At 74.4% G+C, this 26,300-nt stretch carries 21 protein-coding genes and 1 pseudogene; 8 read left to right on the forward strand and 14 right to left on the reverse strand.

Annotated elements, in window-relative coordinates; genetic code table 11:
* Positions 1-79 precede the first annotated feature (79 nt).
* The 5 genes and pseudogenes from adhE to ABZ621_RS34290 form a co-directional block, all read right to left on the reverse strand.
* Positions 80-2,674 (reverse strand): bifunctional acetaldehyde-CoA/alcohol dehydrogenase, encoded by a 2,595-nt coding sequence (adhE, locus tag ABZ621_RS34270; protein ID WP_360610585.1) that lies wholly within the window; start codon positions 2,672-2,674, stop codon positions 80-82.
* A 231-nt stretch (positions 2,675-2,905) separates the two neighbouring features.
* Entirely contained in the window at positions 2,906-3,760 is an 855-nt protein-coding gene (locus ABZ621_RS34275) for a S1 family peptidase (protein WP_360610586.1), read from the reverse strand.
* A 204-nt stretch (positions 3,761-3,964) separates the two neighbouring features.
* Complete coding sequence (locus ABZ621_RS34280) at positions 3,965-4,777, reverse strand: DUF1684 domain-containing protein (protein ID WP_360610669.1); 813 nt, start codon at positions 4,775-4,777, stop codon at positions 3,965-3,967.
* Positions 4,778-4,825: 48 nt separating this feature from the next.
* Positions 4,826-6,586: pseudogene (locus ABZ621_RS34285) on the reverse strand (FAD/NAD(P)-binding protein); the annotation flags it as partial.
* An 84-nt stretch (positions 6,587-6,670) separates the two neighbouring features.
* Positions 6,671-7,966, reverse strand: a complete 1,296-nt coding sequence (locus tag ABZ621_RS34290) for a DUF5685 family protein (RefSeq protein ID WP_360610587.1) — start codon at positions 7,964-7,966, stop codon at positions 6,671-6,673.
* A gap of 309 nt (positions 7,967-8,275) precedes the next feature.
* On the opposite strand from ABZ621_RS34290, the gene sepF reads away from it, so the two are divergent.
* On the forward strand, positions 8,276-8,707 hold the full coding sequence (sepF, locus tag ABZ621_RS34295; RefSeq protein ID WP_169092496.1) for a cell division protein SepF: 432 nt from the start codon (positions 8,276-8,278) through the stop codon (positions 8,705-8,707).
* A 157-nt stretch (positions 8,708-8,864) separates the two neighbouring features.
* On the opposite strand, the gene ABZ621_RS34300 is transcribed toward sepF, so the two are convergent.
* Positions 8,865-10,643 (reverse strand): MFS transporter, encoded by a 1,779-nt coding sequence (locus tag ABZ621_RS34300; RefSeq protein ID WP_360610589.1) that lies wholly within the window; start codon positions 10,641-10,643, stop codon positions 8,865-8,867.
* Positions 10,644-11,051: 408 nt separating this feature from the next.
* On the opposite strand from ABZ621_RS34300, the gene ABZ621_RS34305 reads away from it, so the two are divergent.
* Positions 11,052-11,942, forward strand: a complete 891-nt coding sequence (locus ABZ621_RS34305) for a phosphatase PAP2 family protein (protein WP_360610590.1) — start codon at positions 11,052-11,054, stop codon at positions 11,940-11,942.
* 69 nt (positions 11,943-12,011) lie between these two features.
* On the opposite strand, the gene ABZ621_RS34310 is transcribed toward ABZ621_RS34305, so the two are convergent.
* Positions 12,012-12,227 (reverse strand): I78 family peptidase inhibitor, encoded by a 216-nt coding sequence (locus ABZ621_RS34310; RefSeq protein ID WP_360610592.1) that lies wholly within the window; start codon positions 12,225-12,227, stop codon positions 12,012-12,014.
* A gap of 262 nt (positions 12,228-12,489) precedes the next feature.
* Between ABZ621_RS34310 and ctaD the strand changes: the two genes are divergently transcribed.
* A complete protein-coding gene (gene ctaD, locus ABZ621_RS34315) occupies positions 12,490-14,169 on the forward strand; it encodes a cytochrome c oxidase subunit I (protein WP_360610593.1) in 1,680 nt (559 codons plus the stop codon).
* 18 nt (positions 14,170-14,187) lie between these two features.
* Here ctaD and ABZ621_RS34320 read toward each other — a convergent pair whose 3' ends face one another.
* The 3 genes from ABZ621_RS34320 to ABZ621_RS34330 form a co-directional block, all read right to left on the reverse strand.
* Positions 14,188-15,471 carry a glycosyltransferase gene (locus ABZ621_RS34320; protein WP_360610595.1) on the reverse strand — a complete coding sequence of 428 codons (1,284 nt, stop codon included), beginning with the start codon at positions 15,469-15,471 and terminating at the stop codon, positions 14,188-14,190.
* Positions 15,472-15,535: 64 nt separating this feature from the next.
* Entirely contained in the window at positions 15,536-16,849 is a 1,314-nt protein-coding gene (locus tag ABZ621_RS34325; protein ID WP_360610597.1) for an ABC transporter substrate-binding protein, read from the reverse strand.
* A complete protein-coding gene (locus ABZ621_RS34330; RefSeq protein WP_360610599.1) occupies positions 16,827-17,342 on the reverse strand; it encodes a hypothetical protein in 516 nt (171 codons plus the stop codon). Before ABZ621_RS34330 ends, ABZ621_RS34325 begins: the two co-directional genes overlap by 23 nt.
* Positions 17,343-17,443: 101 nt before the next feature.
* On the opposite strand from ABZ621_RS34330, the gene ABZ621_RS34335 reads away from it, so the two are divergent.
* From ABZ621_RS34335 to ABZ621_RS34345, 3 genes are read left to right on the forward strand one after another with little or no spacing between them, the layout of a single operon-like run.
* Positions 17,444-17,854, forward strand: a complete 411-nt coding sequence (locus tag ABZ621_RS34335) for a hypothetical protein (RefSeq protein WP_360610600.1) — start codon at positions 17,444-17,446, stop codon at positions 17,852-17,854.
* Entirely contained in the window at positions 17,842-20,358 is a 2,517-nt protein-coding gene (locus ABZ621_RS34340; protein WP_360610602.1) for an ATP-binding cassette domain-containing protein, read from the forward strand. Before ABZ621_RS34335 ends, ABZ621_RS34340 begins: the two co-directional genes overlap by 13 nt.
* Positions 20,355-21,005, forward strand: a complete 651-nt coding sequence (locus tag ABZ621_RS34345) for an ATP-binding cassette domain-containing protein (RefSeq protein ID WP_360610604.1) — start codon at positions 20,355-20,357, stop codon at positions 21,003-21,005. The genes ABZ621_RS34340 and ABZ621_RS34345 overlap by 4 nt, the downstream gene beginning before the upstream one ends.
* Positions 21,006-21,029: 24 nt before the next feature.
* On the opposite strand, the gene ABZ621_RS34350 is transcribed toward ABZ621_RS34345, so the two are convergent.
* A complete protein-coding gene (locus ABZ621_RS34350; protein ID WP_360610671.1) occupies positions 21,030-21,611 on the reverse strand; it encodes a transglycosylase family protein in 582 nt (193 codons plus the stop codon).
* A gap of 412 nt (positions 21,612-22,023) precedes the next feature.
* Here ABZ621_RS34350 and ABZ621_RS34355 point away from each other — a divergent pair, with 412 nt between their 5' ends.
* The gene (locus tag ABZ621_RS34355) at positions 22,024-22,806 is read left to right on the forward strand and encodes a hypothetical protein (RefSeq protein ID WP_360610606.1); all 783 of its coding nucleotides are present in this window, start codon (positions 22,024-22,026) and stop codon (positions 22,804-22,806) included.
* A 179-nt stretch (positions 22,807-22,985) separates the two neighbouring features.
* Positions 22,986-23,273 (forward strand): hypothetical protein, encoded by a 288-nt coding sequence (locus ABZ621_RS34360; protein ID WP_360610608.1) that lies wholly within the window; start codon positions 22,986-22,988, stop codon positions 23,271-23,273.
* Positions 23,274-23,378: 105 nt separating this feature from the next.
* Here the strand turns inward: ABZ621_RS34360 and der are convergent, their stop codons facing one another.
* The 3 genes from der to cmk all read right to left on the reverse strand — a co-directional run bounded on the left by der (position 23,379) and on the right by cmk (position 26,217).
* Positions 23,379-24,827 (reverse strand): ribosome biogenesis GTPase Der, encoded by a 1,449-nt coding sequence (der, locus tag ABZ621_RS34365; RefSeq protein ID WP_360610610.1) that lies wholly within the window; start codon positions 24,825-24,827, stop codon positions 23,379-23,381.
* 74 nt (positions 24,828-24,901) lie between these two features.
* On the reverse strand, positions 24,902-25,546 hold the full coding sequence (locus ABZ621_RS34370; RefSeq protein WP_360610612.1) for a lysophospholipid acyltransferase family protein: 645 nt from the start codon (positions 25,544-25,546) through the stop codon (positions 24,902-24,904).
* On the reverse strand, positions 25,543-26,217 hold the full coding sequence (gene cmk, locus ABZ621_RS34375) for a (d)CMP kinase (protein ID WP_360610614.1): 675 nt from the start codon (positions 26,215-26,217) through the stop codon (positions 25,543-25,545). The genes ABZ621_RS34370 and cmk overlap by 4 nt, the downstream gene beginning before the upstream one ends.
* Positions 26,218-26,300 lie beyond the last annotated feature (83 nt).

Consider the following 26,300-nt stretch of genomic DNA (forward strand, 5'->3'; position numbering starts at 1 on the left):
GTGCCGGGCACCTGGGCGTTCGCGGTCTCGGTGCGCCGCCCCCCGCCGGGGGGGGCCCCCCCCCACGTCTCCGGGCGGACTACTCGCCGTAGTAGGCCCGGACCATCAGCTCCTTCATCTCGTCGATCATCGGCATCCGCGGGTTGGCCGGGGCGCACTGGTCGGCGTAGGCGTTCATCGCCTGCCGCTGCAGGGCCTCCATGTAGGCCGTCTCGTCGACGCCCTCGGCCCGGAAGCCCGCCGGGATGCCGCACCGCTCGCGCAGCTCCTCGACGGCCCGGGCGTACGACTCCACGCCCTCCTCCGGCGTCGCGGCCGGCAGGCCCAGCATGCGGGCGATCTCCTGGTAGCGCTCGGGCGCCCGGTAGACCTCGGCCTTGGGCCACGGGACGGCCTTGTGGGTGACGGTGCCGTTGTGCCGGATGACGTGCGGCAGGAGCAGCGCGTTGGCGCGGCCGTGGGCGACGTGGAAGGTGTTGCCGAGGGTGTGGGCCATGGCGTGGACGAGGCCGAGGAAGGCGTTGGCGAAGGCCATGCCGGCGATGGTGGAGGCGTTGTGCATCCTCTCGCGGGCCTCGGGCGCCTTCGCGCCCTGCGTCACACAGGTCTCCAGGTTCTCGAAGATCAGCCTGATCGCCTGGAGACACTGGCCGTCGGTGAAGTCGTTGGCGTAGGCCGAGACGTACGCCTCGGTGGCGTGGGTCAGGGCGTCGAAGCCGGAGTCGGCGGTGACGGTCGGCGGGAGGTGCAGCGGGAGGACGGGGTCGACGATGGCGACGTCCGGGGTGAGGGCGTAGTCGGCGAGCGGGTACTTCTGCGCGGCCTCGGGGTCGGAGATGACGGCGAAGGGGGTGACCTCGCTGCCGGTGCCGGAGGTGGTCGGGACGGCGACCAGCCTGGCCTTCTCGCCCAGCTTGGGGAAGGTGTAGGCGCGCTTGCGGATGTCGAAGAACTTCTCCTTGGTGTCCGCGAACTCGACCTCGGGCCGCTCGTACATCAGCCACATGATCTTCGCCGCGTCCATCGGGGAGCCGCCGCCGAGGGCGATGATGGTGTCCGGCCGGAAGTCCCGCATGGCGGCGGCGCCGGCCCGGACGGTGGCGAGCTCGGGGTTGGGCTCGACGTCGTCGATCACCTGGATCGCGACGGGCTCGGCGCGTCCGTTCAGGATGTCGGTGACCTTGGCGACGAAGCCGATCTCGCCCATGGTCCTGTCGGTGACGATCGTGACCCGCTTCAGCCCCTCCATCTCGCCGAGGTACCGGATGGCGTTGCGCTCGAAGTAGATCTTCGGCGGGATCTTGTACCACTGCATGTTGGTGTTGCGCCGTCCGATCCGCTTGACGTTGATCAGGTTCACCGCGGTGACGTTGTCCGAGACGGAGTTGTGCCCGTAGGAGCCGCAGCCGAGGGTGAGGGAGGGGAGGAAGGCGTTGTAGACGTCGCCGATGCCGCCGAAGGTGGAGGGGGCGTTGACGATGACGCGGATCGCCTTGACCCGCCGGCCGAACTCCTCGGCGAGCGCCTCGTCCTCGGTGTGGATGGCGGCGCTGTGCCCGAGGCCGTGGAACTCGACCATGGCGGCGGACAGTTCGAGGCCCTGCTCGGTGGAGCCGGCCTTGAGGGCGGCGAGCACCGGGGAGAGCTTCTCCCGGGTGAGGGGTTCGTTCTCGCCGACCTCGGCGCACTCGGCGAGCAGGATCGAGGTGCCCTCGGGGACCTCGAAGCCGGCCTGTCCGGCGATCCACACCGGGGACTTGCCGACGACGGCCGCGTTGAGCTTGGCCCCGCCGCAGTTCGTGCCGTAGGCGGTGGCGCCGAAGAGGTACTCCTCCAGCTTGGCCTTCTCGGCGGCGGTGACGACGTGGGCGCCGAGCCGCTCGAACTCGGCGATGCCCTCCTCGTACACCTCGGCGTCGAGGATGACGGCCTGCTCGGAGGCGCAGATCATGCCGTTGTCGAAGGCCTTGGAGAGGACGATGTCGTGGATCGCGCGCCGGAGCCCGGCGTCCTTGGCGACGTAGGCGGGGACGTTTCCGGCGCCGACGCCGAGGGCGGGCTTGCCGCACGAGTAGGCGGCCTCGACCATGGCGTTGCCGCCGGTGGCGAGGATGGTGGAGACGCCGTCGTGGCGCATGAGGAGGCCGGTGGCCTCCATGGAGGGTTCCTCGATCCACTGGACGCAGCCGGCGGGGGCTCCGGCGGCGACGGCGGCGTCGCGGACGACGCGGGCGGCCTCGGCGGAGCAGTGCTGCGCGGAGGGGTGGAAGGCGAAGACGATCGGGTTGCGGGTCTTGAGGGCGATGAGCGCCTTGAAGACGGTGGTCGAGGTGGGGTTGGTGACCGGGGTCATCGCGCAGACGACGCCGACGGGCTCGGCGATCTCCGTGATGCCGTTCAGCTCGTCGCGGCGGATCACCCCGGCGGTCTTCAGGCCGGCCATCGAGTGGGTGACGTGCTCGCAGGCGAAGAGGTTCTTGACGGCCTTGTCCTCGAAGAGGCCGCGGCCGGTCTCCTCGACGGCGAGGCGGGCCAGCTCGCCGTGGGCGGCGAGGGCCGCGAGCGACGCCTTCTTGACGATGTGGTCGACCCGCTCCTGGTCGAGGGCCTCGAACTCCGCGAGCGCCCCGAGCGCCCGGCCGACGAGTCCTTCCACCATCTCCTTGGCCTCCATGACGGGCCTCCTTCACCGGTCCCTGGTTTCTTCGTCTCCTCCATTCGACACCCGTTGACCTGGGAAAAGAGGCGCGGAAAGACCCTCGGGAGGGGGTCGGAAGTCCTTTTGTGAACGGATTCACAAGATCTTGGGAGGGGAAGCCCCCGGCCGCACGGCCAGGGGCTTCCGAAGCGGGGACTTCCCGAGGCGGGGACTTCCCGAAGCGGGACTTCCCGAAGCGGGGCCGGGTCAGTACAGGGAGACCCCGTACTTGGCGAGCGCCTCCGGCACCGGCTGGTAGAACGTGGTGCCGCCGGTCGAGCAGTTGCCGCTGCCGCCGGAGGTGAGGCCGAGCGCCTTCGTGCCGTCGTACAGCGCGCCGCCGGAGTCGCCGGGCTCGGCGCAGACGTTGGTCTGGATCATGCCCTTCACCGTGCCGCCGCCGGAGTAGCGGACGGTGGCGTTGAGGCCGGTCACCGTGCCGCTGCGGGTGCCGGTGGTGGAGCCGGAGCGCTTGACGGACTCGCCGACGTAGGCGTCGGCGGCGGTGAAGCCGCCGGTGTGGGCGAGCGAGGTGTTGTCGTAGCGGACCAGGGCGTAGTCGTTGCCCGGGAAGCTGGAGCCGACGGTGGCGCCGATCAGGGTGGACTGGGCGGAGTTGGCGTACCAGGTGTTCACCACGTTGCCGCAGTGGCCGGCGGTGAGGAAGTAGTACGTGGAGCCGCTGCGCACGTTGAAGCCGAGCGAGCAGCGGTAGCCGTTGCCGTAGATGGCGTCGCCGGCGCCGAGGAGGGGCTTGAAGACGCCGGGGTCGCGCTGGACGCGCAGGGCGCCGGAGTCGGCACCGGCCGCCGAGCGGACCTTCGCGAGCTCCGCCTCGGAGACGGTCGAGTCGGCGGTGACGACGACCCGGCCGGCGGCCTTGTCGACGTACCAGGCGACGCCGCCGACCCCGGCGGCGTCGACCGCCGACTCGGCGCGGGCCAGCTGGGCGGCGGGGGCCGGGCCGGGGGCGGGCGCGGCCTGGGCCCCGGGGAGCCCGAGGGCGGTGACGGCCGCGAGTCCGGCGGCGACGGCGAGCAGACGGGTGCGCTTGATCCTCACTGTGCTCCTCACATCCTTCTGGGAAAAGCGGAGGGGGCCCGGGGGGTGAGAGGCCCGTGAGGCGCCATCAGGTGACGTGTCCCTGACATCCACCGCCAGTGATGGTGCCGCCTCCCGGCCGGACGCACAAGACCGCCGCACACACCGGCGCCCCGGCCGTACCGTTCCGGGGCACCCGTCGTCCGGATTGCGGAAGGCCGGAGGTCAGCCCGTCAGCACCCGCCGCTCCCCCGCCTCCACGGCAAGGTCGAGGGTGTTCCCCGGCGGCGGGAAGGGGCAGATGAAGTGGTCCGCGAAGGCGCACGGCGGCAGCAGCGCCCGGTTGAGGTCCACCGTCACCGCGCCGTCCTCGTCCGGCGCCGCCGGGCGCAGGAAGCGGAAGCGGAAGGTGGACCGCCCGCTGGTGGCGTCCGCGAAGACCGCCCAGAGCGAACCGTCCTCCTCCACCGCCACCTGGAGCGCGTGCACCCGCCCGTCGAGCTCGAAGACGACCTCGCCGGAGAGCCCGAGCCCGCGCTCCCTGCCGTCCGCGTTCTCCACCCGGACGCTGCGCCCCTCCTCGTACGGCCGGTAGACCCCCGGCACCACCCAGCGCGGGTCGTACGGCGTGGCCTCGATGCCCCGGAAGGCCCGGCGCGCCGCCGAGCCGGGGTCGAAGTCCCGTACCGCCCACAGTCCTTCGCGGCGCATCACCATGATCCGGCGGCCCGCCGACTCGACCCGGGACTCGTGGACCGGCGCGTGGTCGGCGGTGAGCCGGACGGTGCCGGCGAAGGGCTCGCCGTCGACGGTGAGCCCGTCCCCGGCGTCCGCCGTCAGGACGACCTCGTCGCCGTCCTCCCGCCACTCCCCCGGCAGGTCCGGCAGCGTGCCGTCGGGGAAGTCCGCGAGCCAGTGGGTGCCGGTGAGGGAGAGCGGGCCGTACGAGGAGGCCACCGCCGCCTCGCGCCGCTCGTGCCAGTCCCGCCACTCCCCCGCCGCGTCGGTGGTCTCGGTGCTGCTCGTGGTGTCGCTCATGGTGTTCCACCCTTCCACACCGGCGCCTGATGCCCGGGGTGCGACCCCCCGCAGCAGGGCGAGGGCGGCCCGGGCGGCGGCGTCGTTCTGCGCGAAGGCGGGTCCGCCGGACCGGGGCCGGGCGAAGCCGCCGCCCACCCCGGCCGTGGTGTACGGGCCGAGGGCGATCCGGCGCGGGTGCGGACGGCCGTCCCGCTGGACGATCCGCCCGTCGGCGGGGTCCACGGCGAGCAGCCCGCCGGGGGTGGCCCGGGCGCCGTCCTCGTACAGGCCGCGCAGCAGCGGGCTCGCGGTGCCGGTGACGGTGGCGGCGGGCAGCCGGGCCTCGACGAGGGCGCGGGCCTCGGTGCCGGGACCGGGCACGGCCGGCGAGGAGGCCCGGAAGACGCCGCGCCGGCCGTCGGTCCCGACGGCGAGGCGGGGGCCGAGGAAGCGGACGACGCCGGCCTCGGAGAGGGCGAGCAGCCGGCGCAGCCGGGAGGCGGGCGGGCCGGAGCCGAGGTGGCTGTAGAAGCCGTGCCACCAGTCGCCGGTGTCGGTCCGGTGGGCGAGCCGGCCGAGCTGTCCGTAGACGGAGTCGAGGGCGGCGACGAGGGCCGCGTCGGCGCTGTGGGCGGGGTCGTGACGGCGCGCCAGACCGGCGGCGACATGGCGGCGCAGCTCCTCCTGGAGCGCCTCGGCGCTCGGGGCGCGCAGCCCTGCGAGGGGGTGGTCGAGGGCCTCGGGGTCGAAGCGGTCGGCCGGGTCGGGGACGGCGGCGGCGACGAAGGCGGCGAGGCCGGGGTCGTCCGGCGCGGCGGCGGACCAGCGGGCGTCGAACGCGGCCCAGGGGCCGGCGACGCGCTCCGGGTGGGCGGCGAAGAGGCGGTGGTAGTGGGCCCCGCCGAGCTCCCGGGCGATGTGCGGCCAGACCTCGCGCCGGAAGTCCAGCGGCCGGTCCGCGGCGAGCAGGGCGTCGACCCGGGCGGGGCCGAAGTGGCGGGGCAGCGGCGGCCGTTCGCCGTCGAGCGCGTAGCCGGGCTTCGCGGGGTACGGGACGCCCCGGCGGGAGCCCGCGTACAGCACCGGCTCCCGCCCCGAGGGCACGTACACGAGCGCGTCCCCCGCCCTCTCGTACCGGCCGCCGCGTCCCTCGGTGAGCAGCGCCATCAGGTCGACGAAGGCGAGGCCGAGGCCCCGGACGAGGACGGGCTCGCCGGCCGGGAGGACGGAGGGGTCGAGGTCGGCGGTGGGTCCCGGCGGCAGGTGGACGAGGCCGTGGCGGGCGGCGAAGGCGGCCAGTTCCCGCTGTCCGGCGTCGGGTTCGGCGTCGAGGTGGCCGAGGGCGAGGACGACGAGGTCGGCGCGCAGCGGCTCGGGACGCCCGGCGAGCCGGACGAACTGCGGGCCCTCGCGGGGTCCTTCGACCCGCAGGGCGGTGGTGCGGTGCTCGTGGAGGGTGACGGTGGCGGGCAGGGCGGCCTTGGCCCGGGCGTACGCCCAGCCCAGATAGGCGCCCAGTTCGGGGCGGGTGGCGAAGCGGCGGCCGTCGGTCCCGGACCAGTCGGCGAGCGTGGGTCCGGGGCGCACCGGCCCTTCGAGGCGGACGGTGTCGTCGGTGAAGACGGTGACGTCCCCGGCCCGGGAGTTCATCAGGAGCAGCGGGGACTGCGCGGTGCGCCAGATCCGGCCGGGCCCCGGCGGGTACGGGTCGACGAGGTGCACGTCGAGCGGCCGCCCGCCGTACAGCCCGGGCACGGCGGCGGCGAGCCGCTCCAGGAAGCCGGTGCCGCGCGGCCCGGCACCGACGATCACCAGGGAGGAGGTCATGCGGACTCCAGGACGGGGCCGGGGACTCGCGGGACGCCGGGGCGGGGCCGGGGGACGTACGGCCCCCGCCCCGGCGGTCCCGGATCAGCAGCTGCCGCAGTCGCAGTTGCAGTCACAGCCGCAGCAGCCGTCCTCGCCGCCGCACGAGCAGCAGTTGGAGCAGCAGTCACAGCCGTCGCAGCAGCTGCCGCAGTCGCACTGCTGGCAGAGGCCGTCCTTGCGCTCCCGGCTCCACGGGTCCTCGTAGGTGCCGCAGCACATCTGGCAGGTGCAGGCGAGGCCGGCCCAGACCGCGCAACCGGCGATCAGACCGCGCCGGTTGCGGTGCGGCGGCCCGGGCGGGAAGGGGCCGAAGCCGCCTCCGCCGCCGCCCGGGTCGGGGTTCCAGGGGCCGCCCGGGCCCGCGGGACCGCCGGGGCCGGGGGCGTAGGGGTTGTCGGGGACCGGCCCGCCCGGGGCGTACGGGTTGCCGGGCACCGGGCCGTGGGCGTGCGCGGGGGCGCCGCCGCCGACGTGGGAGCAGGTGGTGGTGCCGAAGGCGCGGTCGACGGAGACGCGCAGTTCGTGCGCGAGGAGCTGGTGGACGAGCTTGCCGTCGGTGAACTCGGCGTCCTTGAGGGCCAGCCGGATGCCGTGCAGGGCGTCGTCGGCGAGCCGGCGGGCCTCCTCGCGGGAGGTGCCGGTGGCGGTGAGCGGGTTCCAGGCTCCCGCCTCGGCGTCGGCGGCCTGGTCCTCGACGGCGTCGAGGAGGTGGGCGAGGCGGCCGAAGAGCCGGCCGGCCTCGGCGAGCGCGTCGGCGTTCCCGGGCCGCCCGGCGAGGAGCGCGGTGTGCGCGAAGGCGGCGGCGGTGGCGGTCTCGGTGGGCTCGGTGACCACGAGCAGCGAAGTGCCGGGCCCGGCGAGGGACTCGATGCCGGTCTGGCGGTCCACGGCGTCGACGAGGACGGCGGTGTCGAAGCCGACCGCGTGGCCCGCGCGGGCACCGGCCTTGTCCCAGGAGCGGGCGACCCGGCGGGCCGCGGCGGCGACCGGGCGGCGGGCGAGGAGACCGTCCCGGTCGGCGACGTGGTCGCGGACCTTGGCCGAGGCGAGGACGAGCGAGACGGCGGCGGCGAGCCGGGCGCCCTCGCCGCGCGCGACGGGCGCGGTGCGCATGGCGCGCAGCGGGCAGGGGCCCGCGGTGCGGCGGCCGGAGTCGGTGACGCCGGTCTGAGCCTCCGTCAGGACCGAGACGATGAGCCCGTCGTAGTTGGTGACGACCCGGGCGAACTGACCGTGGTCGGCGCGCAGGGCCAGGCACAGGCCGCAGAGGTGGGCCATCCACTGGGTCTTCAGGTGGTCGGTGAGCCGGTGTGTGCAGGGTCGGACTATTCCGAACAATTCCATCCCCCGTGGTGCGGTGCGAGAGCGTGTCGCGGCATCGTAGCGAGGGGCGCGTTCACCCGTACGCGCCCGACGTCACCCTTCTGGACCGACTTTCATATTTTCAGCAGCATGGCCCTCCATCAGGCGCCGCATACCCCAAGTTTCCTGACGATTCGCCAGATTTCGGGCCTCACGTTCTGCACCAGTACCGTCACGAATCCCCTGCGCGGCGCCTATCCACTTGGCGCGCGATCCGCATCATGGACGACGATAGGGAGTGCGGAACCACAAGTGACCGCAGTGACCGCGTGAAAGGAGGCGTCCATGGGATCGGTGCGCAAGGCGAGTGCCTGGCTGGGACTCGTCGAGGACAACGACGAGCGTTACTACGACGACGAGTACGCCGACGGTGCCGAGAGCGGCGACGCCTGGGTGACGGACCCCCGGGTCCGGGTCGCCTCGGACACCGCCGAGGACCGGGGCCGCCGGATCGCCACCGTCTCGCCCGACAGCTTCCGGGACGCCCGGGCCATCGGCGAGCTCTTCCGGGACGGCGTGCCGGTGATCGTGAACCTGACCGCCATGGAGCCGAACGACGCCAAGCGGGTCGTGGACTTCACCGCCGGCCTCGCCTTCGGGCTGCGCGGCTCGATCGAGCGCGTCGCGACCCGGGTCTTCCTGCTGACGCCCGCCGACACCGAGATCGTCAGCGAGTCCGGCCGTCGTCAGCAGGACGGTTTCTTCAACCAGAGCTGACCCCGCCCGCAGCGCCCCGACCCGACCGACGCCCTCCGGCCCGGACCCGCCCGCGGACCGGGCCGGCCGCATGTCCGGGACCAGGAGCCTCGGGGGCCGCTCGCCCGCCGTACCGGCTCGTACTCGGCGGCCTCTCGTACGCAGTGGCCGCTCGCGCTCAGTGACCGCTCGTGGCCGCGCCGGTCATCGGCTCCGCGGGACCGGGCGCCGGATGCGGGGCCGGACAGGACGCGGCGGACGGACGCTGCTCGGCCGGGGAGCCGGCCGGCTGGCCGGGGACCATGGCCGGGCCCGCGGGCCGGGACTCCGCCGGGGGCGCGCACCGGCCCGCCGTCTTCGCCTCCGCCAGCGCCGCCGCTTCCGCCGCGGCCTCCTCGACCGCCGCCTCCACGTCCACCGGGCACTCCATCACCCGGGGCAGCCGCAGGGCCATCGCGGCCCCGGCGAGGAGCAGACCCGCGCTGACGAAGAGCGTGAGGTGCAGGCCGTCGACGAAGGCGTGGCGCGCGGCCGCGTGCAGGGCCTCGCCGGCCGCGCCGCCGAGCCGCTCGGCCACCTGGTACGCCTCGCCGAGCGAGTTCGCCGCGGCGCCGCTCGCCGCCGCCGGCACCCCGGGGACGTCCGCGAGGCCGGGGGCGTACGCCGCGTTCATGACGCTGCCGAGCAGGGCGATGCCCATGCCCGCGCCGAGCTGGTACGAGGTCTCGCCGATCGCCGCGGCCCCGCCGGCGCTGCGCGGCGGCGCCTCGCTCAGCATCGACTCGTACGCCGAGAAGAGGGTCGTCTGGAGGCCGAAGCCGAGCAGGACGAAGCCGGCGGTGAGCAGCAGCGGCCGGTCGTGCTGGCCCATCAGAGTGAGCAGCAGCACCGCCCCTGCGGTGAGCAGGAAGCCCCAGCCGACCATCCGCCGGGGGCCGATCCGGCGCAGGGTGTACGAGCCGGTGGCGCCGGCCGCCATGGCGGCGAAGGTGAGCGGGAGGAGCCGCAGCCCGGTCTCCAGGGGCGTGAGCCCGAGGACCAGCTGGAGGTACTGGACGGCGATGAGCTCCAGGCCGACGAGGGCCAGCATGGCGAGGACGATGCAGCCGACGGAGGTGGTGAAGGCGGCCCGGGAGAAGAGCCGCATGTCGATCAGCGGGTGCGGCCTGCGCCGCTGGCGCCGGACGAAGAGGACGAGCAGCAGCGCCCCGGCGAGCAGTGGTCCGGCGGTGAGCGCGGAGAGCGCCGGCTCGCCCGCGCCGAGCCGCTTCACGCCGAGGACGCAGCCGAGCACGCCGGCCGCGGCCATCAGCGCGCCGAGGACGTCCCAGGGCCCTTCCGCGCTCCCCCGGGACTCGGGCAGGAGCCGGCGGGCGAGCGGCAGGATCAGCGCCATCAGCGGGATGTTGATGAGGAAGACGGAGCCCCACCAGTAGTGCTCGACGAGGAAGCCGCCGAGCACCGGCCCGGCGGCCGCGCCGATCGCGGCGACGGCCGTCCAGATGCCGATGGCGGTGGCGCGCTCGCGCCGGTCGGGGAAGACGGTCCGGATGAGGGAGAGCGTCGCCGGCATGATCATGGCGCCGCCGACGCCGAGCAGCGCGCGGGCCGCGATGAGGACCCAGGGCTCGGTGGCGAGGGCGGCGACGGCCGAGGCGAGGCCGAAGATCCCGTACCCGAGGAGCAGCACCCGGCGCCGGCCGATCCGGTCACCGAGGGTGCCGAAGAGGATCAGCAGCGAGGCGCAGACCAGCGGGTAGGCGTCGACGATCCAGAGCAGCTCGGTCGCGCCGGGGCGCAGGTTCTCGGTGAGCGAGGGGACGGCGACGTGGAGGATGGTCGCGTCCAGGGCGACCAGGAGAAGGCTGACGCAGAGGACGACGAGGACGGCCCAGCGGTTGGCGCCGCCGCCGGCGGCGGCCCGCCGTCCTGCTGGGGCCGTGATCGTCCGCGACATGTGCGTACCTCCAAGTGATGCTCTCGCGCTCGGCAGACGCCGCCGACCTGGGCTGATGTGCGTGGGCGGCGCGGCGATGAGGGGCGAGTGAGCCGTCAGCGTACGCGAGGACGGGGCCCTGGAGGGTGGCGCACCTCTCACCCCGGCGAGGCTCCCGGTGTGGCGTACGCCACTCCGTCCGGCCCGCGCGTCGCATGGAATTCCGCACGGACGGGTGTTTGAAGTAATTCCGTGCCACGCAAACAGGCTTCCGGAATCGCCCCCGGCGGCAATAGGGCTGAAGGTCATCGGATTTTCCGACGGGAGTCCGGAAAAGGCGGGCGACTGAGACCCACTCCACATCACATCGTCATCACGAAGGGAGCGGATCGCCCGGGTCGTCTCCTCACCCCCTGTAACGTCGATTGGGTGCGTACCGACATCTTTGCCCGGCTGGACCGGGAGCCGGTCCCGCCGAAGATAGAGGTCCCGCGGATGACCCGGACGCGTCTCGCCCTCTTCGGCGGGACGTCGGCGTTCTATCTCATCGTCGTGGTGGCGGTGCTGCTGTCCACCTGGCTGGTGACCCTCGACTGGAAGATCATGCTCTTCCGTCCCTACCAGCAGTGGCCGGAGCTGCACGCCTTCCTGGACTACTACGTCGTCCTCGGCCAGCGCGGTCCGACCGCGGTGATGGTGGCGGCCTGGCTGGGCTGGCGCTCCTGGCGCCAGCACACCCTGCGGCCGCTCCTCTCCCTCGGCGCGGCCCTGCTGCTCCTCAACGTCACCGTCGGCGCGGTGAAGCTCGGACTCGGCCGGCTCGGCCCCCACTACGCGACACAGGTCGGCTCGGCCGAGCTGTTCGCGGGCGGCGACATATTCCCCTCGGGTCACACCGCGAACGCGGTGGTGACCTGGGGCATCCTGGCCTATCTCGCCACCACCCCGCGGGCCCGCCGCTACCTGTCGGCGCTCTCCGCCGTGGTCGCCCTCGGCGTCGGCCTCACGACGGTCTACCTCGGCACCCACTGGCTCAGCGACGTGCTGCTCGGCTGGGCCGCCGGCCTGCTGATCCTGCTCGCGCTGCCCTGGTGCGAGCCGGTCATCGCCGCGGTGGAGGGCTGGATCCTCGACCGACGGGACCGGATCAGGGAGCGGCTGCGGGCCCGGCGCCGGCTGGTGCCCTCGCTGCCGGTGGCCTCCGGCGGGCCGCGGCTCTTCCCGGCCCCGGCCGCGGAGGAGCCGGCCAGGGAGACCGTGGGGGCGGCCGCGAGCCGGGCCAGGGCGGCCCGCCCGTCCTCGGACCGCCTCACCGCCTGACCCCCGCCCCGTCCGTACGCGAAGGGCCCCGACCGCGCTGTGCGGTCGGGGCCCTTCGCGCGTCCGGACTCAGCCGATCCAGCAGCGGGTGACGGTGTCGTCCTCGACCTCGAAGTTGAGCCGCCCGGCGACGTACTCCATGGTGACGATCGCACCGGGCGGGAGGGTCCGGACGACGCGCCAGCCGCGCGTCCGGGCGAGCCGGCCGGCGCCGTCGGCGTCGAGGCCCACATAGGACTCGGGCGCGTCTCGGGGTGGTTCGGGGCTGCGCGACATGGGTGCCATGGGGTTCACGTTAGTCCCCTCGCGGTCACGCTTGCGTCACAACTTCTCGACAGCCGGCGTGACGGACCCGGCCACGGCGGAACGTCTGTTTCCGGCCGTTTCTCCGGTAATTCGAAAAGGCGGCCGGAGGTTCGCACGAACCGTTCGGGGGAATTCACCGGCGAAATGTCGGCGGAGTCCGCGCGCCGCTCCCTCACCGTTCCCTTACACAATGCTTACGCTGACCGGACGCCGGAGAACGGAACACGGGGCGGAGGCACCGATGAGGACCGAGGCTGCGGCCACCGCGGCGGAATCGGGCGGACGGGAGCGGCTCGGCCGGATCCTGATCGACTGGCTCACCACCACCGACCACAAGAAGATCGGTCACCTCTATCTGGCGACCTCCTTCGCCTTCTTCCTGTTCGCCGGGGTCCTCGCGATGGCGATGAGGGCGGAGCTGGCGCGGCCGGGGATCCAGTTCCTCTCCCCCGAGCAGTTCAACCAGGCCTTCACCCAGCACGGCACGATCATGCTGCTGCTCTTCGCGACCCCGACCTTCGCGGGCTTCGCCAACGAGCTGGTGCCGCTCCAGATCGGCGCGCCCGACGTGGCCTTCCCGCGCCTGAACATGTTCTCGTACTGGCTGTTCCTGCTCGGCGGCCTGATGGTCGTCGGCTCCTTCCTCACCCCGAGCGGAGCGCCCGACTTCGGCTGGACCGCCTACGCCCCGCTGAACAGCGCGGTCCGCTCCCCCGGGATCGGCGCCGACCTGTGGATCATGGGGCTCGCGCTCTCCGGCTTCGGCACGATCCTCACCTCGGTGAACTTCCTCGCCACGATCATCGGGATGCGGGCGCCCGGCATGACCATGTTCCGGATGCCGGTCTTCACCTGGAACGTGCTCTTCACCGCGGTCCTGGTGCTGATCGCCTTCCCCGTCCTCGCGGCGGCGCTGCTCGCCCTGGAGGCGGACCGCCGGTTCGGGGCCCTGACCTTCGCCCCCGGCAACGGCGGGGCGCTGCTCTGGCAGCACCTCTTCTGGTTCTTCGGCCACCCCGAGGTCTACATCATCGCCCTGCCGTTCTTCGGCATCATCAGCGAGATCATCCCGGTCTTCGCCCGGAAGCCGATCTTCGGCTACCTCAGCCTGATCGCCGCCACCATGACGATCACGGGTCTGTCGGTGGTGGTCTGGGCGCACCACATGTTCGCGACCGGGGCGGTGCTGCTGCCGTTCTTCTCCTTCCTGTCCTTCCTGATCGCGGTGCCGACCGGGGTGAAGTTCTTCAACTGGACGGGGACCATGCTGCGGGGCTCGCTCTCCTTCGAGACCCCGATGCTGTGGGCGACCGGCTTCCTGGTGTCCTTCCTCTTCGGCGGCCTGACCGGGGTGATCCTGGCCTCGCCGCCGATGGACTTCCACGTCACCGACTCGTACTTCGTCGTCGCCCACTTCCACTACACGGTCTTCGGCACGGTCGTCTTCGCGACCTTCGCCGGCTTCCACTTCTGGTGGCCGAAGTTCACCGGCCGGATGCTCGACGAACGGCTCGGGAAGATCCACTTCTGGACCCTCTTCACCGGCTTCCACCTCACCTTCCTCGTCCAGCACTGGCTGGGCGCGGAAGGCATGCCCCGCCGCTACGCCGACTACCTGGCGGCCGACGGCTTCACCACCCTGAACACCCTGTCGACCATCGGCGCCTTCCTCCTGGGCACCTCCACCCTGCCGTTCCTCTACAACGTCTGGCACACCTGGCGGTACGCCCCGAAGGTCCGGGCCGACGACCCCTGGGGCTACGGCCGCTCCCTGGAGTGGGCCACCTCCTGCCCGCCGCCGCGCCACAACTTCACCTCCGTCCCCCGCATCCGCTCGGAGTCCCCCGCCTTCGACCTGCACCACCCGGAGTTCGCGCACTACGAGCGGATGCGGATCACGAGCCCGCCGCCGGGCCGGTAGCCCCGGCGGCGGGACGGGTCAGCGCAGGCCGAGGCGGCGCAGGGTGCGGCCCGCGCCGGCCTTGGCGGTGTAGGCGGCGTCGTAGGCCCGGCCGGTCCAGGCGTGCCGGGCGGCGGCCGCCGGGGAGTGGGCGCGGCGGGGGGCGGCGCGGTCCACGAGCTCGGTCCACAGCTGCTCGTGGCGGGCGGCGATGCGGGCCGGGTCGAAGCGTTCCGCCGCCGCGAGGGCGGCCCGGCCCGCCTTGGCCCGCCGCTCCTCGTCGGCCATCAGCTCGCCGAGCGCGCGGGCCACCGCTTGGGGGTCCCCGACGGGGACGAGCCGGCCGTCGACGCCGTCCTCGACGATCTCGCGCGGCCCGTGCGGGCAGTCCGCGGCGACCACCGGGAGGCCGCACCGCATCGCCTCCACGATCGTCATGCCGAAGGCCTCCCGCTCGGAGGTGACGGCCGCGATCGAGCCCTTCGCCCACTCCGGCTCCATGGGGTGGACCTGGCCCATCAGGCGGACCCGTCCGCCGAGCCCGAGGGCCTCGATCTGCCGGGTCAGCGGCGCCCGCAGGTCCTGCGCGGCGTCCCCGCTGCCGTAGATCCGCAGGCTCCAGTCGGGATGGTCGCCGGCCAGTTCGGCGAAGGCGTCGACGAGGACGTCGAAACGTTTGACCCGGGTGAGCCGGCCGGCCGCGACGACCACCCGGGACGCGGGGTCGGCGGGCGGCACCGCGGGCGCGGGCACCCCGTTGGGCACCGACTCGACGCGGACGGAACCGGGCAGCCCGAGCCGCCGGTAGGACCGCGCGTCGGCCTCGGTGACGGTGGTGACGAGGTCGAGGAGCGCGTACTCGTGAGCGATGTCCCGGCGCAGCCGGCGGCTGTGCCCGTCGAGGACGAGGTGTTCCTGGGCGACGAGGACGGGCCCCGGCCCCGCCTGCCGGGCCAGCTGGACGTTGAGCCCCGGCCGGGTGCCGACGAGGACGTCCGCCGCCACCCCGCGCAGCAGGTCCCCGATCCGCGCGTCGGTCAGCGCGCTGTACTGCTTCCACCGGCCGTCGCCGCGCGGGAAGACGCGGGCGGGGCGGTGGGCGTCGGGGTGGTCGCCGTCGTATTCCGGCGAGTCCTCGCGCAGGTCGACGAGGTGACGGAGGGTCACCCCCGAGGGAAGGCCGAGCCGGGGCCGGTCACGGTGGCGGAAGACCGAGACGATCTCCACCTCGTGCCGTTCCGCGAGTTGTTCGGCGAGCGTGAACGTGGTCCGGATCGTGCCGCCGTAGTGATAGCCGTTGTGGAGCAGGAAGGAGATACGCATCTGCCGGTTCCCCCCGGTCAGTTGGTAGGTCGGGGCGACTGTACTGCTCCGACGGCGGCGCTCCTCACGGCCGGTAACCGAGCTGGGGGACGACCGCGCAGTTCCGCGTCATCTCCCCCTGGCTCACCCAGCCGCTCCCGTCCCGCCAGCGGGCCACGGAGAGGCAGGTCTCGCGGGTGGCGGGCGGGCGCTCCAGGTGTTCGAAGCGGACGGGGAGCAGCAACCCCCGTGCGGTGTACGGCTCCTGGCGGTTCAGATACGCCTCGACGCACGTCCGGGTGAGTCCGCCCCGGTCGGGGCGGTCGAGACAGGAGCGGGCCGCGTCGGTGAACCACATGGCGGCCGCCCAGCCCTCCAGCTGCCACTGGGAGGTCTCCCGCTCCCCCATCGCGGCCCGGAAGGCGCGGACCGCGGGGTGCCCGGTCTCGTCCACGTTGCGGCTCGACCCGGTCACCCAGAGGGAGTCACGGCAGCCGGGCGCGCGGGCGTAGTCGCGCGCCACGGAGGAGGACCAGTTCTGCACGTTCGTCACCTTGGCGTCGACGCGGACGCCGAGCGCCTCCATCGCCTCGCACAGCCGGACGTTGCCGTGCCCGTCCAGCGCGTCGAACACCAGATCGACATGGCGTTCGCGCAGATCGGCGGCGACGGCCCGGAAGTCCGGCAGGACGAAGTCGACCCGCTCGTCCACGACCCGGTAGCCCTCCGCCCGCAGCCCCTGGGCGACGAGCCGGGCGTAGGCGGCGGAGGCCGGCTGGTCGTACGCGACGACGGCGGCGGTCCGCGCCCCGCGTTCGCGCGCGAACCACCGGTACACCTCGGTGCCCCCGTACAGGGTGCCGTCCCAGCCGGGCGAGGCGCCGGTGCGCGGGGCGGAGCTGCCGTAGAGCGAGTAGAGGTGCGGGTAGGTCTCGTAGGCGGGGGTGAGGGGCTGGCCGCCGACGTCGGGCACGCCGGCCCGGGAGACGAGCGGGGCGCCCTCGTAGTCGAGGGCGGTGGTGGCGACGAGGGCGAAGACCTTCTTCTCGTCGAGGAGTTCGCGGACGCAGGCGGTGTTGCCGACGCCGCTGCCGCCGTCGTCACAGGTCTCGACCTCGACCCGGCGCCCGTCGAGCCCGCCGGCGGCGTTCAGGGCGTCGAACCAGGCGCGGGCGCCGTCGCGCGGGCCGGTGAGGGCGGCGCCGCCGACCGGGCTGGTGGCGCTGGTGATGATGCCGACGCGGAGCGGCTCACCGCCGGAGGGGTGGGCGGTGGGCCGCGTCCCGAAGGCGCGTTCCGGGAGCCGGCTGCCGCATCCCGCCAGGAGGAGCAGGAGCAGGGCGAGCAGCAGGGCCGGGAACCGCGCCGCGGCCGTCTCAACAGCCTTCGACGGTGACACCGCTGAGCTGCACCAGACCGCACAGGGTCTTCACGGAGACCTTCCAGGTGTCGTCCTGCAGCACCGCGGTGCCCCGGGAGTCGGGGAGCGCCGGGTTGCCGCCGACGAGCAGGTCGTAGGTGACGTCGGCGCCGGAGGACGAGGTGAAGGCCACGTCCGTGACCTCGGCGCTGGTCGCCACGGCCTGCGGGTTGTCGGCGAAGGCGGCCAGGACGGCCTCCATCTCCTCGCCGTTCTCCACGAGCCCCACCCGCTCGGCGGCCGGGGTGTCCGCGTCGAAGAAGGCCGCCCAGTTCCGGGTGATCTCCTCCTTGGCCGCGGCGGGGTCGTCGGGCTCCTCGGCGCCGGGCGGCTGGGCCGTCATACCGGGTGGGGCGGTGGTGGTGACCTGGTTGCCGGTCGCGGGCTCGTCGTCGGAGCAGGCCGCGACGGCCGGGGTGAGGAGCAGCACCGCAGCGGCCGCGAGGGCGGCCGCTCGTCGCCTGAGAACCATCGGGCTCACCACCGTTCGGCGTCGTGCTTCCAGGGTCGGACGATACGGAGCGGAGCGCAAGAATACGGGGCATAGTCGGAGGAAAGGGCGGAGGTCTCGCGGTGCCGACGGCGCGGTTCCTGCTGTGGGGCGGCCTGGTGGCGGCCGCCGGGGGCGCGCTGCTGTGCGTCCTCGGCTGGTACGGGATCTCGGGCGAGCGCTTCGCCGAACGCCAGCTCCCCTACCTCGCCTCGTGCACCGTGCCGGGGGCGGCGCTGATCGTGGCGGGCGCGGTCCTGATCGGCGCGGCGGCGGCGCGGCGTACCGACGCACGGCCGGCCGGCTCCGAACCCCCCGGGACGGACCCGGACACCGCCGCCCCCTCCTCCGGGGAACCGCCGCTGCGCGTCCCCGGCGGGACGCTGGCGCACCGCCCCGACTGCCCGCTGGTGGCGGACCGCGCGGACGCGGTGCCGGCCGCCGGGGACCCGGCGCTCGCGCCCTGCCCGGTGTGTGAGCCGTGGCCTCCCTGACGTACGAGCTGACGCTGGCCGGCCTCGCGGTCGGCAGCGCGGCGGCGCTCACCGGCATCGGCCTGATCGTCACCCACCGGGCGACCGGGGTGCTGAACCTCGCGCACGGCGCGGTCGCCATGATCTGCGCGTACGTGCTCCGCCAGCTGGTGGTCGCCTGGGGATGGCCGCTGTGGCCGGCGGCCCTGCTGACCCTGTTCGTGGTGGCGCCCGGTCTCGGTCTCGTCCTCGACCGGGCCGTCTTCCGCCCGCTGGCCCGGGCGGGCGCCGGTCCGGCCCGCACCCTGGTCGCCTCCACCGGCGTCTTCGTCCTCCTCGTGGGCGCGGCCGTCCTGCTCTGGGGCGCCGGGGCCCGGAACGACGCGCCCGTCCTGCTCGGCGACGATCCCTGGCTGCAGCTGGCGACGGTGGTGGCGGTGGCCTGCCTGGTCACGGCGGTGACCCGGTGGACCCGCTTCGGGCGGGAGCTGCGGGCGGTGGTCGACAACCGCCCGCTGGCCGTCCTCGCCGGGGTGGACGCGGACCGGATCGCCGCGGCCGGCTGGGCGTTCGGCGCGTTCACCGCCGGGCTGACGGGCGTGCTGCTCGCCCCGTACGTCCGGCTCGACCCGTACGGGCTGCCGCTGCTCGTGGTGGAGGTGATGGCGGTCGCGGTCATCGCCCGGATGCGGTCGCTGCCGGTCGCGATCGGCGCGGCGCTGCTGATCGGGGTGACCCAGGCCCAGCTGACCCGCTTCCACCCGGAGGGCTGGGCGGAGCCGCTGCTGCGCTCGGTGGGGGCGAACCTCTTCGTCCTCGCGCTGCTGGTCGCGGCGCTCGTCCTGCCGGGCATCGGCGGCAAGGGCCAGGACGCGCTGCCGCCCCCGTCCCGGGCGACCCGCACGCCCCCGGCGGTCTGGCCCTTCGCCGCCGTCTGCTTCCTCCTCCCCCTGGTGGCGGGGGGCGCCGACCTGCGCACGGCGGTCCAGGTCCCGGCCCTCGCGATCGTCCTCCTCTCCCTGGTCGTGGTGACGGGCCGCACGGGCCTGCTGGCCCTGGGCCAGGCGGCCTACGCGGGCCTGGGGGCCCTCTTCACCACCCTCTTCACGACGGCCGGCGTCCCGCCCCTCCCGGCCCTGGCCCTGGCGGTCCCCCTGACGGGAGCGGCGGGCCTGCTGACGGCGGGCCCGGCGATCCGCCGCCACGGCCTGGCGCTGGCCCTCGCGACCCTGGCGGTCGGGGTGGCGGTCAGCCGCTTCGTCCTGACCCAGCCCTACGCCACGGCGGACCTGGCCGCCCCCGCCCGTCCCGGCCCCTTCGCCACGGACCGCGCGTACTACGCCCTGGAACTCCTCCTGCTCGCCCTGGCCCTCCTCCTGGTGGCGGCCCTCCGCCGGGGCCGCACCGGCCGCGCGCTGGCGGCGCTGCGCGACCACGAACCCGCCGCGGAGGCCGCCGGCATCCCCGCGACCCCCCTCAAACTCCTGGTCTTCACCCTGGCCGCCGCCCTGGCGGCCCTGGGCGGCGGCCTCCTCGCGATGGCCACCCAGGCCTTCGACCCCACGGCGTACGACCCCCTGCGCGGCCTCCTCTGGTTCGCCGCGGTCATGGTCCTGGGCGCGGACAACCTCCTCACGCCCCTCCTCGCGGCCCCCCTCCTGCTGACCACCGACACCACGACCCCCGCCGCCCTGGCCGCCCTGACCCTGGGCCTCCTGGCCACCCAGACGGGCCGCCTCCCCCCGCTGACCGCCCTCCTGAACCTCCCCCGGAACCGCGGAGCCCCCCGCGCCCCGCACCCCCGCACGGCCGCGACGAGCCGGCGCACCGCCCCGGCCGCGGGCCGGGAAGCCCCCCGGGACCCGCCGGCCGAGCGGCTCGTCGCCGAGGGGCTCTGGTTCACGCACCCCGGCGGGGTGACGGCCCTCAGGGGGGTAGGGCTCGTACTGCCGACCGCCGAGGTCACCGCGCTGGTGGGGCCGAACGGCGCCGGGAAGAGCACCCTCTTCGACTGCCTGGCCGGCGCCGCCCGCCCCCGCCCGGGCGGCCGGGTCCTCCTGGACGGCCGGGACGTCACGCGCCGCCCCGCCCACGCCCGGGCACGCCTCGGCCTCGCGCGGACCTTCCAGCAGCCGGCCCTGTTCCCGTCGCTCTCCGTGGAGGAGAACGTCCGCGTCGGCGCCGAGCACGGCCGCCGCCGCGGCGACCCGGCCGCCGCCACCGAACGCGCCCTCCGGCTCGCGGGCCTCGCCGGGCCCGTGCGCCACCGCCGCACGGCGGGCCTGCCGACGGGCCTGCTGCGCCGCGTCGAGCTGGCCCGCGCGCTCGCGGGCCACCCGCACACCCTGCTCCTGGACGAACCGGCCGCCGGACTGGACGCGGCCGAGGCCGAGGCCCTGTCCCGGCTCCTGACCGCGCTCGCCGCCGACGGCCTGACCGTCCTCGTCGTCGAACACGACCCGGACCTCGTCGCCGGCACGGCGGCCACCGTCCACACGATGGAGGGAGGCCGGCTCCGCCCATGACCACCGAGATGGAGCTGCGCGGCGCCCGCGTCCGCTACGGGCCCCTGGAGGCCCTGCACGGCCTGGACCTCCCGGTCCCGGCGGGCACGGTGACCGTCCTGACGGGCCGCAACGGCGCCGGCCGCACCACCGCGCTGCGGGCCCTCGCCGGGACGGTACGGCTCTCGGCCGGCCGGGTCCTGTGGCGCGGCGAGGACGTCACCGCGCTGCCCCCGCACGAACGCGCCCGCCGAGGACTGTGCCTCGTCCCGGACCGGGGCGCCGTGTACGAGGGCCTGACCGTCGCCGAGAACCTGGCCCTCGCGGGCCCGGCCGCCCCGGTCCCGTACCCGGCCCTCGTCCCGCTGCTCCCCCGCACCGCGGGCACGCTCTCCGGCGGCGAACGCCGGATGCTGGCGGTGTCCCGCGCCCTGCTGCGCCCCGCCCGCGTGGTCCTCGTCGACGAGGCGGCCCTCGGCATGGCCCCGCCGGTCGCGGCCCACACCTACGCCCTGCTCGCCGCCCTCGCCACCGAGACCGGCGCGGCGGTGCTCCTCGCCGAACAGCGCGTGCCCGACGGCCTCCCGCCCGGCACCCTCCTCCACGAACTGCGCCGCGGCACCCGCGTCTTCAGCGGCGAGGCGGCGGAGGAACGCCGCCCGGCCTGATCCGGAAGACACGGCCTGGGCCGCTCAGAGCGGTGCGATGCGCAGCATCATCCCGACGTACAGGCGGTTCGGGTCGGGGCCGATGACGGTCTTGTTGGCCTCGTAGAGCCGCTGCCAGCCGCCCTTGACCGCGAAGCGGCGGGCGATGCCGGCGAGGGTGTCGCCGGGCTGCACGGTGTGGGCGCGGCCGCTGAGCCCGTACCGCTTGGAGCAGACCGGCCAGGCTCCCCAGCCCTGCACGCGCAGGACGTCCTCGGCGACGGTGATCTGCTGCTGCCGGGTGGCGAGGTCGGCGCGGCGGGCGTACGCGAGTCCGCCGTACTCGATCCAGGTCGGCTGCCAGAACTGGAGGCCGCCGTAGTAGCCGTTGCCGGTGTTGACGTCCCAGCGTCCGCTGCTCTCGCACTCGGCGACGCAGCCCCAGGGCCACTGGTCCTCGGCGCAGGCGTACGCGGGCACGCCCGCCGGTCCCGCCGAGGGTGGCGGCGGGACCGCCCCGACGCCGCCGGTCCCGCCGACGGCGCCCTGGGCCGCCTCGACGGCGGCCGCCGCGTCGGCGAGCGCCTCCGCGACCGCGCCCGCCGCCGCGTCCGGCAGCACGGGCACCGCCGGTACGCCGGGCGCTCCGGGCGCTCCGGCCGTGCCGGGCCCGTCGTCGCCGGGCGCGGCGAGGGCGACGGGCGCCTGGTGGAGGGCGAGCAGCGCCGCCGCGGAGGCCGCCGCGAGCGAGCCGGCTGTCCAAAATCGGATCATCGACATCGCCGCAGGCTAGGTCGGCCGCCCGGGCCCCACCCCCGTGCCGCGCGGAACACTGTTCACTTCCCACCCGGTCGGAGTCACCCCCGGTGCCGCCCCCGCCGGAGGCACCACGGCCGCCCGTCCCCGGGCGCCCGCACGCGCCAGTGGCAACTTGCCTCGCTTCCGCGCGTGACCCCGCCCGCGCCTGACCCGTTGAACTCGGCATGAGACGCCCGGGAAAGGCCCGGGGTCCGTCCTTACCGAATCCAGGGAGCCCTCCGTGCCGCGCATGCTCGACGTCAGCGAGGACGTACGCGCCGAGATCGGCGACGAAGAAGCCGACCGGCTGCTCGCCGGCGACAACGCCCCGGGCAGCTACGACTGCACCTCCTGCCGCACGCCGGGCGACTCCGAGCAGGAGCGCACCTCCACGGTGCTGTTCGTCGGCGAGGAGACCGCGGTCCTCGCGTTCGCCCACGCCAGCTGCATCCCGTCGCAGGTGGTCCAGGTCGCCGAGGACCAGCTCCAGGGCGCCGTCGCCTCCATCACGGCCGCCGACGCCGCCGACGCCCTCTCCGCGGCCCACCCCGAGCAGGCCGTGCTCGGCGTCACCAGCGGTCTGGTCCTGATCGACGGCGAGCTGCACCCGGCGCTGGTCGTGGAGCCGACCGCGCCGGTGGCCCGACCCGGTTCCGGCGGGCTCACCGACGAGTTCCTGTCGCTCCTCTCCGAGCAGGGCTTCCACCCCGTCGAGGACCTGAACACCAAGCCGGCCGCGCTGCCCGGCTGGTCGGTCCTGGTCGCCATGGGCCAGCTGCACTCGGTGCTCCAGCCCGGCGCGGGCGGTGGGGGCCAGGCGGCCTGGTGGCAGGCGCACCAGCCGCTCCAGGTCACCGAGGGCTGGCGCGCGGCGGCCAACAAGTCGCACACGGTGCTCGTCTTCGCCGCGCCGGTCGGCTCCATCGGCCAGCAGCCGCGCGAGGACCTGCTGCGGGACGCCCTGGAGAAGGCCGCGGCCAACGGGCGCCTGGTCGCCGCCGCGATGCCGCTGGCCGGGACCTGATGGACGACGGGCGTCCGGGGATAGGGCCGGTGCGCGGGCCGGGGGTCCCGACCGTCCCCCGGCCCCGGCGGGCCCCTCTTTCGGAGAGCCGCCCGCATCCGACGGACGGCGGGGTCGTTGGCACCTACGTGCACCCATACGACCCTTTCCCCCAGCCGTATCCGAGTCCGATCCCCGCCATGCGCCCGGCGCAGGACGTTCCGGCCGGGTACTCGGCGACGCCGATCTTCGATGCCCTGTACTCGGAGTACCGCCGGTCGTTCCGCACGCTTCCGGGTGACCGCAGCGGCGAGGAGGAGCTGGCGTTCCGGGCCTTCGGCACGGCGATGAGCACGGGCCTGTCCGGTTTCACCGGCCTCTCGGGGTTCCACGGCCAGCACCACGCGGCGTATCCGTCGGCCTGGTCGGCCCCCCAGCACCATCCCCCGCAGGCGGCGCTGCCGCCGGGGCCCCGCCGCAGCCTCTGAGCGCGGCCGGGGCAGGAGAAACGGCCGAGGGCCGGAGTCGTCCGCGTACGGTACGACTCCGGCCCTCGGCCGTGTGCGCGGTGCGGGTTACTTCTTCTTGCCGCGTTACTTCTTCTTGCCGCGCTTCTCGCGCACGCGGACCGAGATGTGGATCGGGGTGCCCTCGAAGCCGAACTCCTCGCGCAGCCGGCGCTCGATGAAGCGGCGGTAGCCGGCCTCCAGGAAGCCGGAGGCGAAGAGCACGAAGCGCGGCGGCTTGGTGCCGGCCTGGGTGCCGAAGAGGATGCGGGGCTGCTTGCCGCCGCGGACCGGGTGCGGGTGGGCCGCGACCAGCTCGCCGAGGAAGGCGTTGAGCCGGCCGGTGGGGACGCGGGTCTCCCAGCCGGCGAGGGCGGTCTCGATCGCCGGGACCAGCTTCTCCATGTGGCGGCCGGTCTTGGCGGAGACGTTGACCCGGGGCGCCCAGGAGACCTGCTGCATCTCGGTCTCGATCTCGCGCTCCAGGTAGTAACGGCGCTCCTCGTCGAGCTCGTCCCACTTGTTGTACGCGATGACGATGGCGCGGCCGGACTCGACGGCCATCGTGATGATCCGCTGGTCCTGCACCGAGATCTGGTCGGTGGTGTCGATGAGGATGACCGCGACCTCGGCCTTCTCCACGGCGGCGGCCGTGCGGAGGGAGGCGTAGTAGTCGGCGCCGGCCTGGAGGTGGACCTTCTTGCGGATGCCGGCGGTGTCGACGAACTTCCAGGTCACGCCGCCGAGCTCGATGAGCTCGTCGACCGGGTCACGGGTGGTGCCGGCCAGCTCGTTGACGACCACGCGGTCCTCGCCCGCCACCTTGTTCAGGAGGGAGGACTTGCCGACGTTGGGGCGGCCGATGAGGGCGATGCGGCGGGGGCCGCCGAGCGCCTTGCCGAAGGACTGCTCGGGGGCCTCGGGCAGCTTCCTGAGGACCTCGTCGAGGAGGTCGCCGGTGCCGCGGCCGTGCAGCGAGGAGACCGGGAACGGCTCGCCGAGGCCGAGCGACCAGAGCATGGCGGCGTCGGCCTCGCCGGACTGGCCGTCGACCTTGTTGGCGGCGAGGACGACCGGCTTGCCGGCGCGGCGCAGGAGCTTGACGACGGCCTCGTCGGTGTCGGTGGCGCCGACGGTGGCGTCCACGACGAAGAGGCAGGCGTCGGCGGCCTCGATGGCGTACTCGGCCTGGGTGGCGACGGAGGCGTCGATGCCGAGGACGTCCTGCTCCCAGCCGCCGGTGTCGACGACCTTGAAGCGGCGGCCGGCCCACTCGGCCTCGTAGGTGACGCGGTCGCGGGTGACGCCCGGCTTGTCCTCGACGACCGCCTCGCGGCGGCCGATGATGCGGTTCACCAGGGTCGACTTGCCGACGTTCGGACGGCCGACGACGGCGAGGACGGGGAGCGGCCCGTGGCCGGCCTCCTCGATCGCCACCTCGACGTCCTCGATGTCGAAGCCCTCTTCCGCGGCGAGCTCCATGAACTCCGCGTACTCGGCGTCGCCAAGTGCCCCGTGGTCGTGCTGGTCGTTCATGAAGTCCGTTCCTTGATCATTCGTGGTCGGTGGTCCCGGCGGCCGGAGCCGTGGTCCCACTACTGAAGTGTCACTCAGCGCCCGGTGAGGCGCCTGGCGTTTTTCAGGTGGCCGGTGAGGTGCTCCTGGATGCGGAGCGTGGCCTCGTCGAGCGCCTTGCGGGTACGCCGCCCGCTGCCGTCGCCGGCCTCGAAGGCGTCCCCGAAGACGACGTCCACCCGGCTGCGGAGGGCCGGCAGCCCCTTCACGAGCCGTCCGGGCCGCTCGGTGCTGCCGAGGACCGCGACCGGGACGATCGGGGCGCCGGAGCGGACGGCGAAGTAGGCGAGCCCGGCGCGGAGCGAGGCGAAGTCGCCCTCGCCCCGGGTGCCCTCGGGGAAGATCCCGAGGACCCCGCCCTGTTCGAGCACGCCCAGCGCGTTGCCGATCGCGTTCCGGTCCGTGGACTCGCGGTCGACCTTCACCTGGCCGATGCCCTCCAGGAAGCTGCCCAGCGGTCCGACGAACGCCTCCTGCTTGATGAGGAAGTGCACGGGGCGCGGGGCAGTGCCCATGAGCATGGGGCCGTCGATGTTGTGCGCGTGGTTGACGGCCAGGATGACGGGGCCGGTGGCCGGCACCCGCCAGGCACCGAGGACGCGCGGCTTCCAGAAGCCGTACATCAGTCCGATGCCTATGCGGCGGCCGACCGCGGCGCCCTTCGCGGACGGCTGGGTCACTTGACGGCCGCCCTCTTCTCCTCCACCAGGGTGACGACGCACTCGATGACCTGGTCGAGGGTGAGCTCGGTGGTGTCGACCTCCACCGCGTCCCCGGCCTTGGCGAGCGGGGAGGTCTTGCGGCTGGAGTCCGCCGCGTCCCGCTTGACCAGGGCCTCCTGGGTGGCCCGCACGTCGACGCCCTTCAGCTCGCCGGAGCGGCGGGCGGCGCGGGCCTCGGCCGAGGCGGTGAGGAAGATCTTGAGGTCGGCGTCGGGGAGGACGGTGGTGCCGATGTCCCGGCCCTCGACGACGATGCCGCGCTCGGCCTCGCGGGCGATGCGGCGCTGGAGCTCGGTGATGAGCGCGCGGACCTCCGGGACGGCGCTGACCGCGCTGACCCGGGAGGTGACCTCCTCGGTGCGGATCGGTCCCGCGGCGTCCACGCCGTCCACCGTGATGGTGGGGCGGGACGGGTCGGTGCCGGAGACGATGACGGGCTTGCCGGCGGCGTTCGCCACGGCCTCGGCGTCGGCCACGTCGACCCCGTTGCCGATCATCCACCAGGTGATCGCCCGGTACTGGGCGCCTGTGTCCAGGTAGTCGAGACCCAGCTTGGCGGCGACCGCCTTCGAGGTGCTCGACTTGCCCGTGCCGGAGGGGCCGTCGATGGCGACGATCACGGATTCCACGGTGGGTGACCTTCCTGGGTGGGCGGGGCCCCGGCGACAGCCGGACCCCTACAAGGTTACCGAGTCCCCGAACCCGCCCGTGC

Source organism: Streptomyces sp. NPDC007863 (assembly GCF_040633895.1).
GTDB lineage: Bacteria > Actinomycetota > Actinomycetes > Streptomycetales > Streptomycetaceae > Streptomyces.

What these genes read in the sequence shown, in the direction of transcription:
- adhE (WP_360610585.1), bottom strand. Translation starts at nt 2,674, where the DNA reads ATGGAGGCCAAGGAGATGGTGGAAGGACTCGTCGGCCGGGCGCTCGGG.
- ABZ621_RS34280 (WP_360610669.1), bottom strand. Translation starts at nt 4,777, where the DNA reads ATGAGCGACACCACGAGCAGCACCGAGACCACCGACGCGGCGGGGGAG.
- sepF (WP_169092496.1), top strand. Translation starts at nt 8,276, where the DNA reads ATGGGATCGGTGCGCAAGGCGAGTGCCTGGCTGGGACTCGTCGAGGAC.
- ABZ621_RS34300 (WP_360610589.1), bottom strand. Translation starts at nt 10,643, where the DNA reads ATGTCGCGGACGATCACGGCCCCAGCAGGACGGCGGGCCGCCGCCGGC.
- ABZ621_RS34310 (WP_360610592.1), bottom strand. Translation starts at nt 12,227, where the DNA reads ATGGCACCCATGTCGCGCAGCCCCGAACCACCCCGAGACGCGCCCGAG.
- ctaD (WP_360610593.1), top strand. Translation starts at nt 12,490, where the DNA reads ATGAGGACCGAGGCTGCGGCCACCGCGGCGGAATCGGGCGGACGGGAG.
- ABZ621_RS34320 (WP_360610595.1), bottom strand. Translation starts at nt 15,471, where the DNA reads ATGCGTATCTCCTTCCTGCTCCACAACGGCTATCACTACGGCGGCACG.
- ABZ621_RS34330 (WP_360610599.1), bottom strand. Translation starts at nt 17,342, where the DNA reads ATGGTTCTCAGGCGACGAGCGGCCGCCCTCGCGGCCGCTGCGGTGCTG.
- ABZ621_RS34345 (WP_360610604.1), top strand. Translation starts at nt 20,355, where the DNA reads ATGACCACCGAGATGGAGCTGCGCGGCGCCCGCGTCCGCTACGGGCCC.
- ABZ621_RS34360 (WP_360610608.1), top strand. Translation starts at nt 22,986, where the DNA reads ATGCGCCCGGCGCAGGACGTTCCGGCCGGGTACTCGGCGACGCCGATC.
- der (WP_360610610.1), bottom strand. Translation starts at nt 24,827, where the DNA reads ATGAACGACCAGCACGACCACGGGGCACTTGGCGACGCCGAGTACGCG.